We start from the raw sequence: 16,294 nt of genomic DNA, 5'->3' as shown, positions 1-16,294 counted from the left end.
GCGAATGAAGGTGAAATCGATGAAAAAAGCAGTCGTTATTTTGAGTGGGGGGCTGGACAGCACAACCTGCATGGGGATGGCTCGGGACGCCGGGTATGACGTTTACCCGATCACGTTCGATTACGGGCAGCGTCAAAGGCGCGAGATCGAGAACGCGCGGCAGGTGGCCGAGTTTTATAACACGGCGAGCCGCCATAAAGTAATTGCGCTCGGCTTTTTGAAAGAGTTCGGAGGCAGCGCCTTGACCGACGAATCGATAGAGGTTCCGCCGGCCGGCGAGAGCGGTGCGATCGATTCCGATATTCCCGTTACTTACGTGCCGGGCCGCAATCTGCTGTTCCTCTCCATCGCGACTTCCTACGCGGAAACCATCGGAGCGGAAGCGATCTATATCGGCGTCAACGCGCTTGATTACAGCGGATACCCGGACTGCCGCCCGGAATTTATCCGCAAGGTGGAGGAAGTGATGGCACTGGCGACGCGCGTCGGCGTGGAAGGCGGTCCGATCCGCATCGAAACGCCGCTGATTCATTGGACGAAAGCCGAGATTATTCGCGAAGGAATGCGGCTCGGCGTGCCGTATCACTTGACAACCTCATGCTATAACGGGCAGGAGGAAGCGTGCGGCGTTTGCGATAGCTGCCGGCTGCGCTTGAAAGGCTTCGACGAAGCGGGAACGGCCGATCCGATAGTTTATCAATAACATATTTAAGGGGCTGCCCCTCATTCGTTTGTACGAATGGGAGCAGCCCTTTGGCTTTTGTGCTAAAAAATTAGTTCACGCCGACGGCAGTGTACGCTTTTTTAATAGATTCAACTTGGGCGGAATTCGCTCCGAACAAGTCGGTTGCCGATGAAATGGCAGCGGCGCGCATGGCCGAGAAGTCCGAAGTCGGAGTCAGGTAATTGAGGAGGGCGTTATAGAAAATTTGCTCGGCCGCATTGCGTCCGATACCGTTCACGGTGACACCGTAGTGCGTGCCGCCTTGGGCGATCAGGTAGTAGGCTTTGTTGTTGATGCCGCTGTTCGTATGCACGCCGCCGTTATCGCCAGGACCTTGGTAACGGTCTTGATAGCGGTCGGGCTGATTGTAGAGCTTCGGATTCTCCATAGAACGGAGCGCACCTTGTCTGAGGGTTATCTTGTCACCGATCAGCCAATTTGTGCCTTCTAACGCATTCCCCATAATATCGGAGATCGATTCGTTCAGCGCTCCGGACTCGCCGTAGTATTCCAGATCGGCCGTCCTTGACGTAACGCCGTGAGTCAATTCGTGGCCGATGACGTCCGGATCGGCAGGGAACGCTCTGAAGGTTACGCCGTCTCCGTCTCCGTACACCATTTGCACGTTGTTCCAGAAGGCGTTGTTGTATCTGCTGCCGTAGTGTACGCTCGATTTCAGCTGGAAGCCGTTGCCGTCAATGCTGTTGCGGCCAAATTTATTTTTATAGAAATCGTACACTTTGGCGGTGTAGGCATGCGCATCGACCGCTGCGCCGTCGTTCCAAATATTGTTTGGACTGGTGAGCAGCGTTCCCGGCAGCGATGACCGGTTGCCTGAGCTGTATGTGACGATTCCTTGCCCGCGCGTCGTATCCTTCAAATGATAGGTAGAGCCGGATTGCGTGGTTGTAAACGTTTTTGAGTCACCAAGCACGCCTTTTCCGGTGCCCGTAGCGTGAGTGAGGAAGTCGTACTTGAATAAAATGTTGCCGTCATCGGCGCCGATGAAGTAGCGTGTGCGGATCGGCTTCGGTTCGAGAACGTTAACCTCCGTCACATAGGTAAGTACCGGCTGTCCGTTATGCATGTAAACGAACAGTTTCGCTTTTGGCGTCTCTTGCGCTTCGCCCAGCTTGCCTACGGCGGCTTCGGTATCTTTCTGGGCAACGGCGATAGCTTCCGCTTCGCTGATTTGCGAGGTCAAGCCCTTCGGAGCCTGCTGATGCTGTTCGGGAAGCACGCTGCCGATCAGCGATGTGACTTTTCCTTCTTTGTTGATGTGAACCGTCTGAACGCCGCCGTATACGGGAACGCCTTCCACATACTGCTGCAGACGGTAATGCTGAGTTCCCGTTTTCTCGTCTGTCGTTTGCCCGACAATTTTCAGTTGTTTTTTCAGATCAACGGATTTGCCGATCTGGAAGCTGTCTTGCTTGGATTCGAGGTACTTCCAGATTTTGTCCTCCCCCGTTACGGATTGCGGCGCACTCCAGTTTTCCTCGGAAATCAATTGAGGGGCAAATCCCTTAAAGGGAGTGGACGGTTCTTGCGGAGCAGCATGCACGGCTTGCACGCTTCCGAGCAAAAATGCTCCTGTAATAATCGATGACCATACTTTTAACATAAAATCATCTCTCCTTTTCAAATTTTTCCCATCGGTTTAGAATGAATTTGATACTGGTTTTTCCGGTGGCGGATAACAAACCAAAGGCAGATTCAAAGCGGGTCTCGTCGAAGATGATCATTACAGAAGCAAAAATCTGAGGCAAGACAGGATCAATCGAGTGGAAGCATGAGGTGTGTACAACTGAAACAGGGGCGTCGGGTGACTATACCGGATTTTCGCTAAAAAGCATCACCTCTTTCATCAAGTGGTTAATTCTTTTCAGGTAAAACCGTAGAGGCTAATCGCAGCTTGTTGAAACGTTCGGTAAAATATTCCAACGGGGACTGCTTGATAATTATATTAATACAATTTTTAAATTTTTCAATACCCTTTTTAGTAAAAAATTTCCTTCTAAACAATAAAGGTTCTTTAGGCCCAGAACATCGGGCAAGACGTCATCTAATTCTTGTCGAAATTTCGCTAGAAAAGGGGTCTTGTGATGCATATGGGTGGACTATGGTCCTTGCCTGGCGACGATAGCGTGTCATTCGTTAAGAGAGCGCCAGCGGGAAGATGACTGGGGAATGTTGGCGGACAGGCAGGCGCTAGCGTTACGCAGAACAGCCCTTCGCTCGACAGATAGATGCGGACAAAGGGCAGAAGGCGCTTGAGATGGAGCAGGAGTAACTATGGAGGGCTGCGGCGTCAGCCGGCTGTGGCTTGGTCGGTAAGCAGCAGCGGACCGTCTTCGGTGATCGCAATCGTATGCTTGTATTAGGCGTCCTGCAGGCTGTCAGCCCGTCGGTGCAGGACCGAGCTCCGGATAACGTAAGCCGGGCGTCCTGCCGTCCGTACGGTTCGGTCCCATGGGCCGTATCGTTTTCCGATTGATCCTCTTATGAAAAAAAGTCCGGTTCCCCCCGAAGTTGCCGGGAACCGGACTTTCCTGCCGTTCATACTCGTACGAAAACTTTGCCGCTTCCCGGAGGCTTTCCGCCGTATGCTCGTCCTTGCCGTGAATATTGCGCTAAATTTAGTTCACGCCAACGGCAGTGTACGCTTTTGTAACGGCATCAACTTGGGCGGAATTTTTTCCGTACAAGTCGGTTGCCGCTTCAATGGCAGCGACGCGCATGGCCGAGAAGTTCGAAAGCGGAGTCAGGTAATAGATGAGTGCTTTATAGAAAATTTGCACAGCCGCATCGCGTCCGATGCCGTTCACGGTTACGCCATAGTGCGTGCCGCCTTGGGCAATGAGGTAGAAGGCTTTGTTGTTGATGCCGCTGTTCCAATGCACGCCGCCTTTATCTTCTGTGCCGATGTAACGATCTTGATAGCGGTCGGGCTGCCCGTAGAGCTTCGGATTTTCCAGAGAACGGAACGCGAGCCCTTGGATGCTTATCAAGTCGCCCATCAGCCAGTTTTTGCCTTCGATCGAATTCCCCATAATATCGGCGATCGATTCGTTCAGCGCTCCGGACTCGTTTTTGTATTCCAAGTTGGCCGTTTTTGAGATCACGCCGTGAGTCAATTCGTGGCCAACGACGTCCGGATCGGCAGAGAACGGTCTGTTCCTTACGCCGTCTCCGTCTCCATAAAACATTTGCTTGCCGTTCCACCCGGCATTGTTATATCTTTTCAAGATGTGCACGCTCGATACAAGCTGGAAGCCTTTTCCGTCAATGCTGTCGCGGCCAAATTTATTTTTATAGAAATCGTACACTTTGGCGGCGTAGGCATGCGCATCGACCGCTGCGCCGTCGTTCCAAATATTGTTGGTACTGGTGAGCAGCGTTCCCGGCAGCCATCCCCGGTTGCCCGAGCTGTATGTGACGATTCCTTGCCCGCGCGTCGTATCTTTCAATTGATAGGTAGAGCCGGATTGCGTGGTTGTAAACGTTTTCGTGTCTCCGAGCACGCCTTTTCCGGTGCCTGTAGCGCGATCGAGAATGTCGTACTTGGATAAAATGCTGCCATCATCGGCGCTGATGAAGTAGCGTGTGCGGATCGGCTCCGGTTCGAGAACGTTAACCTCCGTCACATAGGTGAGTACCGGCTGTCCGTTGTGCAAGTAAACGTACAGCTCCGCTTTTCGCTCCATTTGCGGTTCGCCCAGCTTGCCGACGTCGGCTTCGGTATCTTTCTGGGCGATGGCGATAGCTTCCGCTTCGCTGATTTGCGAGGTCAAGCCCCTCGGAATCTGCTGCTGCTGCTCGGGAAGCACGCTGCCGATCAGCGATGTGACTTGTCCTTCTTTGTTGATATGAACCGTCTGCACGCCGCCGTATACGGGAACGTCTTCCACATACTGCTGCAGACGGAAATGCTGGGTTCCCGTTTTTTCGTCTGTCTCTTGCTCGATAATTTTCAATTGTTTTTTCAGGTCGACGGATTTGCCGATCTGGAAGCTTTCCTGCTTGGATTCAAGGTACTTCCAGATTTTGTCCTCCCCGGTTACGGCTTGCGGCGCGCTCCAGTTTTCCTCGGTAATCAATTGAGGGGCAAATCCTCCAGAGGGAGCGGACGGGTCTTGCGGAGCAGCATGCACGGCTTGTACGCTTCCGAGCAAAAATGCTCCAGTAATAATCGATGACCATACTTTTAACATAAATTCATTTCTCCTTTTACTTTTTACCGAAGGCCGGGAGCTGTCCGCTGTCCGCTCGTCATTGCCGTGAATGTTGCGCTAAAATTAGTTCACGCCGACGGCCGTGTACGCTTTTTTAACGGCGTTAACTTGAGCGGAATTCGCTCCGTACAATTCGGTTGCCGATGCAATAGCAGCGGCGCGCATGGTCGAGAAGTTCGAAAACTTAGTCAGGTAATGGACGAGGGCGTTATAGAAAATTTGCTCACCCGCATCGCGTCCGATGCCGTTCACGGTGACGCCGTAGTGCGTGCCGCCTTGGGCGATCAGGTAATAGGCTTTGTTGTTGATGCCGCTGTTCGTATGCACGCCGCCGTAATCGTCTGTACCAATGTAACGGTCTTGATAGTGGTCGCGCTGGTCATCGTAGAGCTTCGGATTCTCCATAGAACGGAGCGCACCTTGTTTGAGGGTTACCAGGTCGCCCATCAGCCAGTTTTTGGCTTCGATGGCATTCCCCATAATATCGGCGATCGATTCATTCAGCGCCCCGGACTCGTCTTTGTAATCCAGAGCGGCCGTTTTATCTATAACACCGTGAGTCAATTCGTGGCCGACGACGTCCGGATCGGCAGAGAGCGCTCTGAATTTTTTGCCTCCGTCTCCGTATATCATTTGCGTGCCGGTCCACCCGGCATTGTCCCATTTGTAGCCGACGTGCACGCTCGATACAATCTGGGAGCCTTTGCCGTCAAGGCCGTCGCGGCTAAATTTATTTTTATAGAAATCGTACACTTTGGCGGTGTAGGCATGCGCATCGACCGCTGCACCGTCGTTCCAAATATTGTTAGTGCTGGTGAGCGGCATTCCCGGCAGCAATCTCTGGTTGCCCGCGTTGTATGTGACGATTCCTTGTCCGCGCGTCGTATCTTTCAATTGATAGGTAGAGCCGGATTGCGTGGTTGTAAACGTTTTCGTATCTCCGAGCACGCCTTTTCCGGTGCCCGTAGCACGAGTGAGAATATCATACTTGGATAAAATGCTGCCGTCATCGGCGTCGATGAAGTAGCGTGTGCGGATCGGCTCCGGTTCGAGAACGTTAACCTCTGTCACATAGGTGAGCACCGGCTGTCCTTCGTGCAAGTAAACGTACAGCTCCGCTTTTGGCGGCATTTGCGGTTCGCCCAGCTTGCCGACATCGGCTTCGGTATCTTTCTGGGCAACGGCGATAGCTTCCGCTTCGCTGATTTGCGAGGTCAAGCCCCTCGGAATCTGCTGCTTCTGCTCGGGAAGCACGTCGCCGATCAGCGATGTGACTTGTCCTTCTTTGTTGATGTGAACCGTCTGAACGCCGCCGTATACGGGAACGTCACCCACATACTGCTGCAGACGGTAATGCTGGGTTCCCGTTTTCTCGTTTGTCGTTTGCTCGATAATTTTCAACTGTTTTTTCAGATCGACGGATTTGCCGATCTGGAAGTTTTCTTTCTTGGATTCTAGGTACTTCCAGATTTTGTCCTCCCCGGTTACGGCTTGTGGTGCGCTCCAGTTTTCCTCGGTAATCAATTGAGGGGCGAATCCTCCAGAGGGAGCGGACGGGTCTTGCGGAGCAGCATGCACGGCTTGTACGCTTCCGAGCAAAAATGCTCCCGTAATAATCGATGACCATACTTTTAACATAATTCATCTCTCCTTTTTCAATTTTTCCGATAGGTTTAGGGCGAATTCGATTAGGCAGGATTATTCGAGTGGAGTCATGAGGTGCGTGTTTTCGCTAAAAAGCATCACCTCTTTCGTTAAGTGGTCAATTCATTTCACGAAAAACCGTAGGAATAAATCGCAGTTTGTTGAAACGTTAGGAAAATATTCCAACTTTGACTGCTTGATAATAATATTAATACAATTTTAATTTTTTACAATACCCTTTTAAGTAAAAATATTCCTGTTTAACAATAAAAGGTTCTTTAGTCCTAGTATATCGGATGAGGCGTTGCCTGTTTCTTGTCGAAAATCTGATAGAAAAAGGGATCATTGATTCATGTATAGGGGAATATAGTCCCTTTGTGATCTTAAGCTTCACCTTCCGCACCCTTCGTGGAATTTTAAGATACATTCGTTTTCAAATGTTTTTTCTCCTGAAAACAATACAATTATAGGATTTAATAACAGTTAATGTATTATTTAGAATTAGTATAAAGTAATGTATAGAATACGAGTTAAACAGGGGGGTGTTGGCAGGAGAGCAGGCGCTATTGTATGTAAAACAGCCCTTCGCGCGGCAGATAGCCGCGGACAAAGGGCTGAAACGGTTAAGAGGGTGTAGGAGGAACTATGAGGCTGCGGCGTCAGCCCACCGTAGCCTGGTCGGTGAGCAGCAGCGGACCGTCTTCGGTGATCGCAATCGTATGCTCGTATTGGGCGGATAGCCGTCCGTCAGCCGTTCGGGCCGTCCAGCCGTCCGCTTCGACGTACATATGATGCGTACCGGCGTTGATCATCGGCTCGATCGTAAACACGAAGCCTTCCTTCAACCGTACGCCTTTGCCGGGCGGCCCGACATGTGCGTAGCTGGGCTCTTCGTGCAGATCCCGGCCGATGCCGTGGGCGAGCAGATCGCGCACGACGGAGTAGCCGTTCCGCTCCGCGTGGGATTGGATCGCGTGCGTTATGTCCCCGAGGCGGTTGCCGGCGAGGGCCTGAGCGATGCCGAGATCCAGGCATTGCTTGGTTACTTCCATCAGCCGCCGGGCTTCGTCGGAAATGGAGCCTACCGCGTAGGTCCAGGCGGAATCGCCCAGCCAGCCGTCGACTTCCGCGACGGTATCGATGGTGACGATGTCGCCTTCCTGAAGCGGCGCACGGCTTGGAAACCCGTGGGCGATCACATCGTTCACGGATGCGCAGGTGGCGTACTTATACCCATTGTAACCTTTGGTAAAAGCTCTGCCGCCATGCTTCGTGATCATCGTATCCACGAGATCTTCGATTTCAAGTGTCGTAATGCCGGGCTGCACCAGCTTGGCGATTTCCCGGTGACAAGCCGCGACCAACTGACCGGCTTGTTTCATGAGCTCAATTTCCTGCTTGGATTTCAAAATAATCATGAGATCAATTTCCCTTCTTTTCGATACTGCGGACTAACGAATCGGCGATATCGTCGGTATCCGGCTCTTCATGGCCGTGGTGAATCCATAAACCGGCGCAGCCGATCATGGAGCCGAGCAGAAGATTCGCCCGTTTCTCAGGCTCCTGCGCCCCGAGCAGTTGAATCGCCGACACAAGCGGACGGTACAGCTCGATTTGGAACTGATCGTACAGCTTTTGAAAGCGGCCGCCTGGGACCTGCTGAAAGTTTTCCCAGATCATTTTGTACAAAATATAGACGGATCGGTCGTGAAAGCATTGCCTTAGCATAAGGGTGCCGTACCGGCGGAGCTGCTGCCCGGGGGACTGGGGAGTGCCGAACGCTTCCTCCGTGAGTTGCTTGGCTTCGTGGAATGCCTGCCACAGCAGGTCGTCGAGCAGAGCGTGCTTGTTTTTGTAATAATGGTACACGGTGCCGTAGCCCAAATTCGCTTTGTTTGCGACATCGCGCATCTCCATGGTAATGCCTTGCTCCAAATACACCTCGGCTGCGGCTTGCATAATTTGCTTCACCCGGAGAAGGCGGATTTCTTCGTTTTGTTCTTTCGTTCGGGGAGACAAACGACCACCTCTTTTTTTGACCTACTGCAATGTCAATCATAAATGATCCCGCCGCCATTTGCAATAGTTCCCGGTTTGGAATCCGCCATAGCCTGACAGACCGTAGGCCGATGCTTCGGATAACGTAAGTCGGGCGTCCTGCAAGTCTGAACTGTTCGGTCCCATAGGGCGTTTGGTTTTTCGGTCGGACAGGCTTATTTTGGGTTTGGTGGTACAATATGTTACAATGGAAAAACCACGATAGAATGGCTTTTAGGGCGGTCGGCTAGCCTCCTGGATAGGAGGTGATGGCCTATGGAGGTATACCAAGCACTAACCTTGATGTTCGGGTTCGGGATGTTCATCTTGGCATTGCTAACGTACCTTAACAAAAAGAAATAGACCGCCCTCGGTCAAAGCAGCGGTCCTTTCTTGATTCGTATACAATTTGTTTAAGCCACCGCCCTGAGAAGCGGCTATTGTGCGGGAGTGCGGATGTTCGCGGCATCCGCGTTCCTTTTTCAGTATACGCATGTTGGCGTAACGTGATACTTTGTATTTATAGTTTACATGGCCTTGTCCGTTCTGACAATAGAGTAATAGATTCAATTGTGGTACTATGGAACGGAATCCTAAAAAAGAGAGAGGGATGTCTCACATGACGAAAAGCAGTGATAACGTGCAGAACAAGTTTTTGGATCAGCTCATTATGGAAAGGATACCTGTTACCTTAATCACGAAGAACGGTGTCCAAATGCAAGGCATCTTGAAATCGACGGACCGGTACACGATCCTGATCGAAGTCAAGGGAAGAGATATGCTGGTTAATAAAGTCGCGGTATCTACGATTGTATCAAGCAAGCGCCTGCCTGTTTAATCCGCATCGTGTAACAACAGAAGGACCGCCCGCGTTGCGGCAGCGGTCCCTTTCCTCTTCCATGAAAAAAAGTCCGGTCCCCCCGGAGCTGCCGGGAGCCAGACTTTCCTGCCGTTCATTTCGACTCATACGAAAATTCCGCCGTCTGCTCGTCCTTGCTGTGCTGCTTTTCTTTCCAGAACATGACGGTCAGCATCCGCTCGATCCATTCCTTGTCCAGCTCGGTTAGCTCGATTCCGTCGAAGATAAGGTCGTTCTCGCGCAGAAAGCGGCGCAGGTTCACCCGCGGCTTCGTATAGCTTCCTTCCTCCGTGTCGGAGGCCGTCTTCTCCAGATAGCCTGCAATTTGCATCAGCTCGGTATAAGGAATGTTCAATCCCTCGGACAGCTTCATCAGCACGTCGGGCGAGGGGACCCCGCGGTTGCCGTTCTCCAGCTGGGAAATATAGGCCGCCGATACGCCGGAGCGGTCTGCCAGCTCGCGAATGGTGAAACCTTTCAATTTGCGCATATCTCGTAATTGATCGTAGAAATCCATCGCACACACCCACATTATTGAAATAATGGCAAAGCAATTAACCGGTAAGTAAATAACGGCGAATATCTATATATTAACAGTTAAAATTAGGAAGTACAAATTAAAGTTTGTTTAATAAAAGTAAACATGAATGGATTCAAAAGTAAATTGGATTGGTAGAGTATCATAGTAGTATGTTTAGCCAATCTCCATAAATTTTATAATAGCATCAAAGTATACAAAGAAAAAGTTTCATCTGATGCATTCATCCCATAAAAAAGAAGTCTTCAGTTCAAATGCTGAAGACTCCATTCTTGGATTTAGCTTATATTAGCTTGTATCTCCTTCCTAATCCAGCTTAATCGGAATGCGGTCGGATGAGTGCTTCCGCAGCGCGGACACAAATGCTTCCCGGTCCTTAGGCGCAACGTGCACAAAGCTCATTCCGTTGTTATATTGGATACTAAGCCGATTCGTGGAAAAGGCTGGCCCCGCCAGCAGCGTTTTTATGCATGTTACGGACGTGATGGAATCCAGCGGAATTTTGGGTATTATACCAAACCATTAAGAAAAACGTTTCAAACACCATCATAACCAAAATCAGCGGAATTTTTTCTCCAAGCGTCGCTGGAGCAAACCAAATGGCAACGATAACGGCCAGAAGAAGTAAAACAATGATGCCGAACACGAACGCAAACGCTGCGTCCCTTTGAGGTTCAAAACGCACCTGGTTCCCCTCCCTTATGTCTTCGCCAGCATTCCCATGCGCAGAATAAACAAACAGCAGGATCGGGGAGCATACTGAGATGCCCCCGATCCCCGGCAGACTACGGATATTGAGTTGCTACGTTTAACTTACCGCTGACTCGAAAGTCTGTCAATTACTTTATTTACAAATAATTCTTTTTCAAGTTGAGAAGAGGCGGTCATTTCCGCTTTAGGCCAAAATTTTACTTTGTTATAAACCCAATAAGCAAATTGTCCTCCTGCTGGAACGATTTCAGCAATACCAAGCCGACTGACCTGCAAGCTGCGACGGCGGCACTGACGGAAAACATACTGCGTGACGATGTAACGCCGATCGGTGTTGCTCGTGAGATCGACAGGATGATGAAGGAATTCCAGATGAAACAAGGGGAAAATCGCCCAAAAGCTCGGCGTTGCCCAAGTCAAAGTTTCGCAGTACCTTAGTCTGCTGTGCTTGGCTGAACCACTCGGAACGTGTCGAATAGAGCCAATCTATCGCACGTACGATTGTCGGGGGTACGAAGTCGGGAGATCATGGGCTTGGAAAAAGGCGGACAAAGCCTTATAATTTAACTATGCTTTTTGTCGCCCCCCAATGCTGCAAAAAAGCCCGGGGGTCGACGACAACCATAGCTGCGCGGCAGAACGGTTTGTAGCGTTAGCTGTTGGAGATACGAGAGTGTGGAATATGTGGAAATGGCGTTGTAGCGGGGTTTTTATGGGTTTCGAACGTACCTATGAGGAATTGAAACTTCTGACATAGCCCAAGCCTTTGTTGGGCTTCTTTCTGGTTTCGAACGTACCTATGAGGAATTGAAACTGTTTGTGCGAGATCAGGACGATCGTACAGAAGTCTTGGTTTCGAACGTACCTATGAGGAATTGAAACTGTTGTCAACTGGGGGACTAATGATCAGTAACAACGCGTTTCGAACGTACCTATGAGGAATTGAAACAGGACCAGTCCACAGTGCAAAGATATTTTACAATCAACGGTTTCGAACGTACCTATGAGGAATTGAAACTTTTGACGCAGACCTTTAACCAAGTCAGTATCAGCTTGTTTCGAACGTACCTATGAGGAATTGAAACATATTTCTTCAAATAATGGTGGTTCATACATAGTTATAGTTTCGAACGTACCTATGAGGAATTGAAACAGATGACCAGCCTACGATCGTCGAAAGCATAATCAACGTTTCGAACGTACCTATGAGGAATTGAAACTCTGGCGTAGCTTCCAAAGTGGGAGATTTTGTAACGGGTTTCGAACGTACCTATGAGGAATTGAAACTAGGTAAGTTAACATCATATTGAAAGGGCGGTGTACCTGGTTTCGAACGTACCTATGAGGAATTGAAACCGATCAAATGCTATCGTAGTACCTTGTTTTGTGTTAGTTTCGAACGTACCTATGAGGAATTGAAACAACATTGTGATAAACTATATAAAAAATAGAGATGGTGAGTTTTGAACGTACCTATGAGGAATTGAAACGCACCATTTACTTCAGTAATCGTAAATTGAATCGCAAGTTTTGAACGTACCTATGAGGAATTGAAACTTAATTTTTTTAACAAAACTATGCATGATTTTTCTTATTCCATTTGTTCATTAAAGGCTCATAATTTTCGATTAATTCAAAGATTATTGCATAACAGAAGGCTAGGACTGCAACGTAATAAAAATCCAAACCATAAATGAATAAGGAAGTTATGAAATATGTTGCTACCATATCAAACAAACTTTTGTAAATTTCTCTTTTAAATAAGCTCTCTTTAATTACTTCAAGAATGAAGCCAATTACCAAGTTAATTGGACTAAAAAATATTATGGCAATCGAAAAAAGAAATCCGGCAAAATTTGTTTTAATTTGAATACCCAACAAGGATACTTTTGATAAAGCCATGATTAGCAAGAAATTCAAGCCAACAAATAACCCAATCGAACCTACTACAAGAATACATAGAAGAATAATGAATATTATCTTCCAGAAGATCGAAATTTTTTGCAAAGTCATCGCTCCAATTATGAAATCAAGCAAGCCCCTCTTTTTGAGTGCTTTTCAACTCTGAGGCACAAAAATTATGGTCATTGAATGCTTATTCACTAGCGAACGGTCTTCGTAGCTCAATAATCAAAACCCCCGTCAGACCAACGGGGGAAAGCAAACTTTAGCTTGCTTTATTCCTTTTCGCAAATATCATTCTCAAAGCAAAAGCAGCAATAAACATCATGATAAACACCTTGCTTAGAGGCTAATGTATTACCCCTTCCTTTACACCAGTCCCAGTGCTGACGGGCCAGGCAAAAAGAAGCAAGATGTTAATTAGGACCGTTATTACTCTTAGAACTAAAAATAGTATTTCTACTTTCGGTCCTAAACTAATTACTTTTAACTTCGCGAGCAAAAATACTATTAAAAGTACAATTGTAATGTACATCATTCCGCAAAAGTCCTCGCAATTTGTTGATTATTAATCACGCCTTCAACAGCAGGCTAGTATTCGATCCTAACATCTCTGAAACTATTATTAATGCAATCGGACATCACCCAAATATGAGGGAATTTAGAAATTTTTATAAATTAAGTGTAACATTTGATAACTTTCAATCGTTTGGTATATAGAGGGGCTTAGAGAATTCTTGATCTATTTGAGTGTTCTTCTACTTTTCCCCTGGTGACAGCAACGCAGACACTGACCCTGAAAATTGCACTCTTTATTAAAGCAGACGTGACGAAAAGTGAAATTTAGAAGCAATTTACTGCGTTGCAAGAAGAATTAGAAACACAGACGTTTCCTGACGATTTCTCCGAACAGATACTCAACTTGAAATGATAGAACTAATGAAAATTTTCAAGGCAACTTGTATTTATGGCAAGGATGTAATATTTTATTTTATAAGTAAATTTTATGTAATGGAGGACATTATGAGAAAGAGTTCGTTGCTTTTAATCAGCAGTTTGATAATTTCCATTTCTCTAGTAGGTTGTCAGGATGAAGCTAATCAACAAATACCACCAAGCAAAGCATCCAACAGCAGCAATATAGAAATTGAACACAAACCAAACTACGATGATTTCACAAAATTAATGGAGGATGTTAAAAACAATATAGTTATAAATGGTTTCTCTTTAACTCCACCAATGAAGACAATTTTTTTAATAGAAAAAGATTTTACATTTAATAAGAAAGACACAATAACTCTTGGAGGTGGAGTTAGTGATCTTAATCCAACACAAGAACAATTTATATTTGAAAATAACGATAAATCAGTCCAGTTATATGTACGATTTGCTTATACAGCAGTAGATATGGGAAAAAACTTGGTTGCTTGGGAGTCGACTTCTGGATATGGCGGAGCCGATCCTGAATTATTGGATAGAACTGATATGGCGACGTACACATATAGAAATCTTATTGTTACTGTTACTCAAAATGCAAGAACAAAAGCAAAAACTACGATTACAAAAGAAGCAGTAAAGTCTGTGCTTAATATTCTAGAAAAATATTATAGTGGTTAGTATTGAAAAATATTACAAATTGATTTATATTATAATATAAGTAAAATATTAGGAGGTGTGTTTTTGAATATTCTAGTTAGAAATATCACTGTCTGTGCCCTCGCCGTACTCACACTGACAACATCTAGTGTATATGCAGCCAATGATCAAGAAAAAATCCCTCGCAAAATACAGGAGTTGGCGGATTCCAAAGTTTCCCCGAAACAGCCTATTCCTGAACTTAGAGCTTGGGAAACGGATTTAAACGGGAACACCACGGAAGTTGTCCCACTTTCGCAAAGGGTGCAAACACTGAGCCCACCAAGCGATGGTTTCGTTTATGTCTTCAGCACCTATAATCCAAATTATGTAACAAAGGATTGGCGTTATCAGAATCTTGGAACATTCCGCTATCAAAATAGTACTTCTGCTCCGGCAACAATCCAATATGAACAAACTTATACCACAGCAGGAAAGTGGAATGTAGGAGTTAACATTAGTGGAAAATCAGAGATCAAGGCAGCGTTTTTAGCTAAATTAGAAGTAGCTGTAGGCGGTAGCTGGGGTTATGAGAGGCAATGGACAAGCGGTACAAAATATGGTGCGAACCAAACAGTAAACCCAAATACAACAATCTATTTAACAAATTATCAAGTTGGGGCTAATACGAGTGGGCTATTAGTTTGGAAAAAATACTCTCCAAGTGGTACTTCTCTGTTAGGAACTTATACGGAGACTGCTGGTGGATATGCTGTATCTATGAGCGATCTCAATATCGAAGTTACTGGCACTCAGCCTAATTAAAACGGTGACGAAATGTAAACAGACGCAACTGACATCTGATCAGTTGCGTCTGTTTACATTTATTTTGTAAGCGTAAAATTATTACGAGCCTCTATTATTTTGAAACTGGAACGTGGCGAATTGAGCCAATCTATCGCACGTACGATTGTCGGGGTTGACGAAGTCGGGAGATCGTGGGCTTGGAAAAAGGCGGACAAAGCCTTATAATTTAACTATGCTTTTTGTCGTCGACCCCCAATGCTGCAAAAAAGCCCGGGGGTCGACGACAACGATAGCTGCACGGCAGAAGGGTTTGTAGCGTTAGCTGTTGGAGATACGAGGTGTGGGATATGTGGAAATGGCGTTGTAGCGGGGTTTTTATGGGCTTTGAACGTACCTATGAGGAATTGAAACGATTATATCGTCACCGGCGACATGAAGAGTACACGAGGCTTTGAACGTACCTATGAGGAATTGAAACTCCTGACAAACGTTGCATACGCCACCATATTAACCGGCTTTGAACGTACCTATGAGGAATTGAAACGCCTCGTTCACCTCGTCGAAACGATGCTTCGGAACGAAGCTTTGAACGTACTTATGAGGAATTGAAACAGATATGTTAAGGAGAGTTTAATAAATTTGAATAGGGAGCTTTGAACGTACCTATGAGGAATTGAAACCAATATCAAGTTTTACGGTCAAGGTGGAAGCATCGGTGCTTTGAACGTACCTATGAGGAATTGAAACAAGTGAGCAGTCAGATATACGGGGAAGACTACTTTCTCGCTTTGAACGTACCTATGAGGAATTGAAACGAATATTGCACCCTTTTTCCTTAATCACATAAACTATGCTTTGAACGTACCTATGAGGAATTGAAACTGTGGATGCAGGATATTGGTCCAATCTGTCTATTGAGCTTTGAACGTACCTATGAGGAATTGAAACTTGAAGTTAGCTGTTTTGATTTTGGGGTTTCCGTTATTGCTTTGAACGTACCTATGAGGAATTGAAACAGGGGTTCGAATCCCCGCCGAGTGTTCAGCCTTCAGGCTTTGAACGTACCTATGAGGAATTGAAACACGTCCCATCGATCTTGACCTCGCCATCTAACAGGGCTTTGAACGTACCTATGAGGAATTGAAACTTAATTTTTTAACAAAACTACTATTCTTGATTTTTCTTATTCCATTTGTTCATTAAAGGCTCATAATTTTCGATTAATTCAAAGATTATTGCATAACAGAAGGCTAGGACTGCAA

15 protein-coding genes and 2 CRISPR repeat arrays are annotated in these 16,294 nt (G+C 46.9%); of the genes, 5 read left to right on the top strand and 10 right to left on the bottom strand.

The features are described from left to right. Positions 1-4: 4 nt before the first annotated feature. On the top strand, positions 5-703 hold the full coding sequence (queC, locus tag NLX71_RS01675; protein ID WP_375377878.1) for a 7-cyano-7-deazaguanine synthase QueC: 699 nt from the start codon (positions 5-7) through the stop codon (positions 701-703). A gap of 70 nt (positions 704-773) precedes the next feature. Here the strand turns inward: queC and NLX71_RS01670 are convergent, their stop codons facing one another. From NLX71_RS01670 to NLX71_RS01650, 5 genes are all read right to left on the bottom strand, one after another. Continuing rightward, a complete protein-coding gene (locus tag NLX71_RS01670) occupies positions 774-2,348 on the bottom strand; it encodes a M4 family metallopeptidase (protein ID WP_254361768.1) in 1,575 nt (524 codons plus the stop codon). A 1,015-nt stretch (positions 2,349-3,363) separates the two neighbouring features. Continuing rightward, positions 3,364-4,938: a M4 family metallopeptidase gene (locus tag NLX71_RS01665; protein ID WP_254361767.1), complete on the bottom strand. Its 1,575-nt coding sequence runs from the start codon at positions 4,936-4,938 to the stop codon at positions 3,364-3,366. Between the two features lie 84 nt (positions 4,939-5,022). Beyond that, a complete protein-coding gene (locus tag NLX71_RS01660; protein WP_254361766.1) occupies positions 5,023-6,597 on the bottom strand; it encodes a M4 family metallopeptidase in 1,575 nt (524 codons plus the stop codon). Between the two features lie 665 nt (positions 6,598-7,262). Continuing rightward, positions 7,263-8,021 (bottom strand): type I methionyl aminopeptidase, encoded by a 759-nt coding sequence (gene map / locus NLX71_RS01655; RefSeq protein ID WP_254361765.1) that lies wholly within the window; start codon positions 8,019-8,021, stop codon positions 7,263-7,265. Positions 8,022-8,025: 4 nt separating this feature from the next. Beyond that, the gene (locus tag NLX71_RS01650; protein ID WP_254361764.1) at positions 8,026-8,622 is read right to left on the bottom strand and encodes a TetR/AcrR family transcriptional regulator; all 597 of its coding nucleotides are present in this window, start codon (positions 8,620-8,622) and stop codon (positions 8,026-8,028) included. A 294-nt stretch (positions 8,623-8,916) separates the two neighbouring features. On the opposite strand from NLX71_RS01650, the gene NLX71_RS01645 reads away from it, so the two are divergent. After that, entirely contained in the window at positions 8,917-9,003 is an 87-nt protein-coding gene (locus tag NLX71_RS01645; RefSeq protein WP_108531390.1) for a putative holin-like toxin, read from the top strand. Between the two features lie 256 nt (positions 9,004-9,259). After that, positions 9,260-9,478 carry an RNA chaperone Hfq gene (locus tag NLX71_RS01640; RefSeq protein ID WP_254361763.1) on the top strand — a complete coding sequence of 73 codons (219 nt, stop codon included), beginning with the start codon at positions 9,260-9,262 and terminating at the stop codon, positions 9,476-9,478. Between the two features lie 115 nt (positions 9,479-9,593). Here NLX71_RS01640 and NLX71_RS01635 read toward each other — a convergent pair whose 3' ends face one another. The 5 genes from NLX71_RS01635 to NLX71_RS01620 form a co-directional block, all read right to left on the bottom strand. Next, the gene (locus NLX71_RS01635; protein WP_302058037.1) at positions 9,594-10,016 is read right to left on the bottom strand and encodes a helix-turn-helix domain-containing protein; all 423 of its coding nucleotides are present in this window, start codon (positions 10,014-10,016) and stop codon (positions 9,594-9,596) included. 327 nt (positions 10,017-10,343) lie between these two features. After that, a complete protein-coding gene (locus tag NLX71_RS26945; protein ID WP_375377877.1) occupies positions 10,344-10,493 on the bottom strand; it encodes a PH domain-containing protein in 150 nt (49 codons plus the stop codon). Then, a complete protein-coding gene (locus NLX71_RS01630; RefSeq protein ID WP_254361762.1) occupies positions 10,459-10,722 on the bottom strand; it encodes a hypothetical protein in 264 nt (87 codons plus the stop codon). Before NLX71_RS01630 ends, NLX71_RS26945 begins: the two co-directional genes overlap by 35 nt. A gap of 128 nt (positions 10,723-10,850) precedes the next feature. Further along, positions 10,851-11,129 carry a hypothetical protein gene (locus tag NLX71_RS01625; RefSeq protein WP_254361761.1) on the bottom strand — a complete coding sequence of 93 codons (279 nt, stop codon included), beginning with the start codon at positions 11,127-11,129 and terminating at the stop codon, positions 10,851-10,853. Positions 11,130-11,464: 335 nt separating this feature from the next. Continuing rightward, positions 11,465-12,305: a CRISPR direct-repeat array (repeat unit 30 nt; unit sequence GTTTCGAACGTACCTATGAGGAATTGAAAC). Positions 12,306-12,323: 18 nt separating this feature from the next. Further along, a complete protein-coding gene (locus NLX71_RS01620) occupies positions 12,324-12,755 on the bottom strand; it encodes a hypothetical protein (protein WP_254361760.1) in 432 nt (143 codons plus the stop codon). Positions 12,756-13,673: 918 nt separating this feature from the next. Here NLX71_RS01620 and NLX71_RS01615 point away from each other — a divergent pair. Together NLX71_RS01615 and NLX71_RS01610 are read left to right on the top strand one after the other, a co-directional pair. After that, positions 13,674-14,267: a hypothetical protein gene (locus NLX71_RS01615; RefSeq protein WP_254361759.1), complete on the top strand. Its 594-nt coding sequence runs from the start codon at positions 13,674-13,676 to the stop codon at positions 14,265-14,267. A gap of 63 nt (positions 14,268-14,330) precedes the next feature. Beyond that, entirely contained in the window at positions 14,331-15,050 is a 720-nt protein-coding gene (locus NLX71_RS01610) for a hypothetical protein (protein WP_254361758.1), read from the top strand. Between the two features lie 363 nt (positions 15,051-15,413). Continuing rightward, a CRISPR array of direct repeats spans positions 15,414-16,179; the repeat unit is 30 nt; unit sequence GCTTTGAACGTACCTATGAGGAATTGAAAC. Positions 16,180-16,294 lie beyond the last annotated feature (115 nt).

The sequence above is a fragment of the Paenibacillus sp. MZ04-78.2 genome, from assembly GCF_024213375.1.
Classification (GTDB): Bacteria; Bacillota; Bacilli; order Paenibacillales; family NBRC-103111; genus Paenibacillus_G.
Note: the sequence above shows the minus strand (reverse complement) of the source record. Positions and strands in the feature narration are given on the sequence as shown.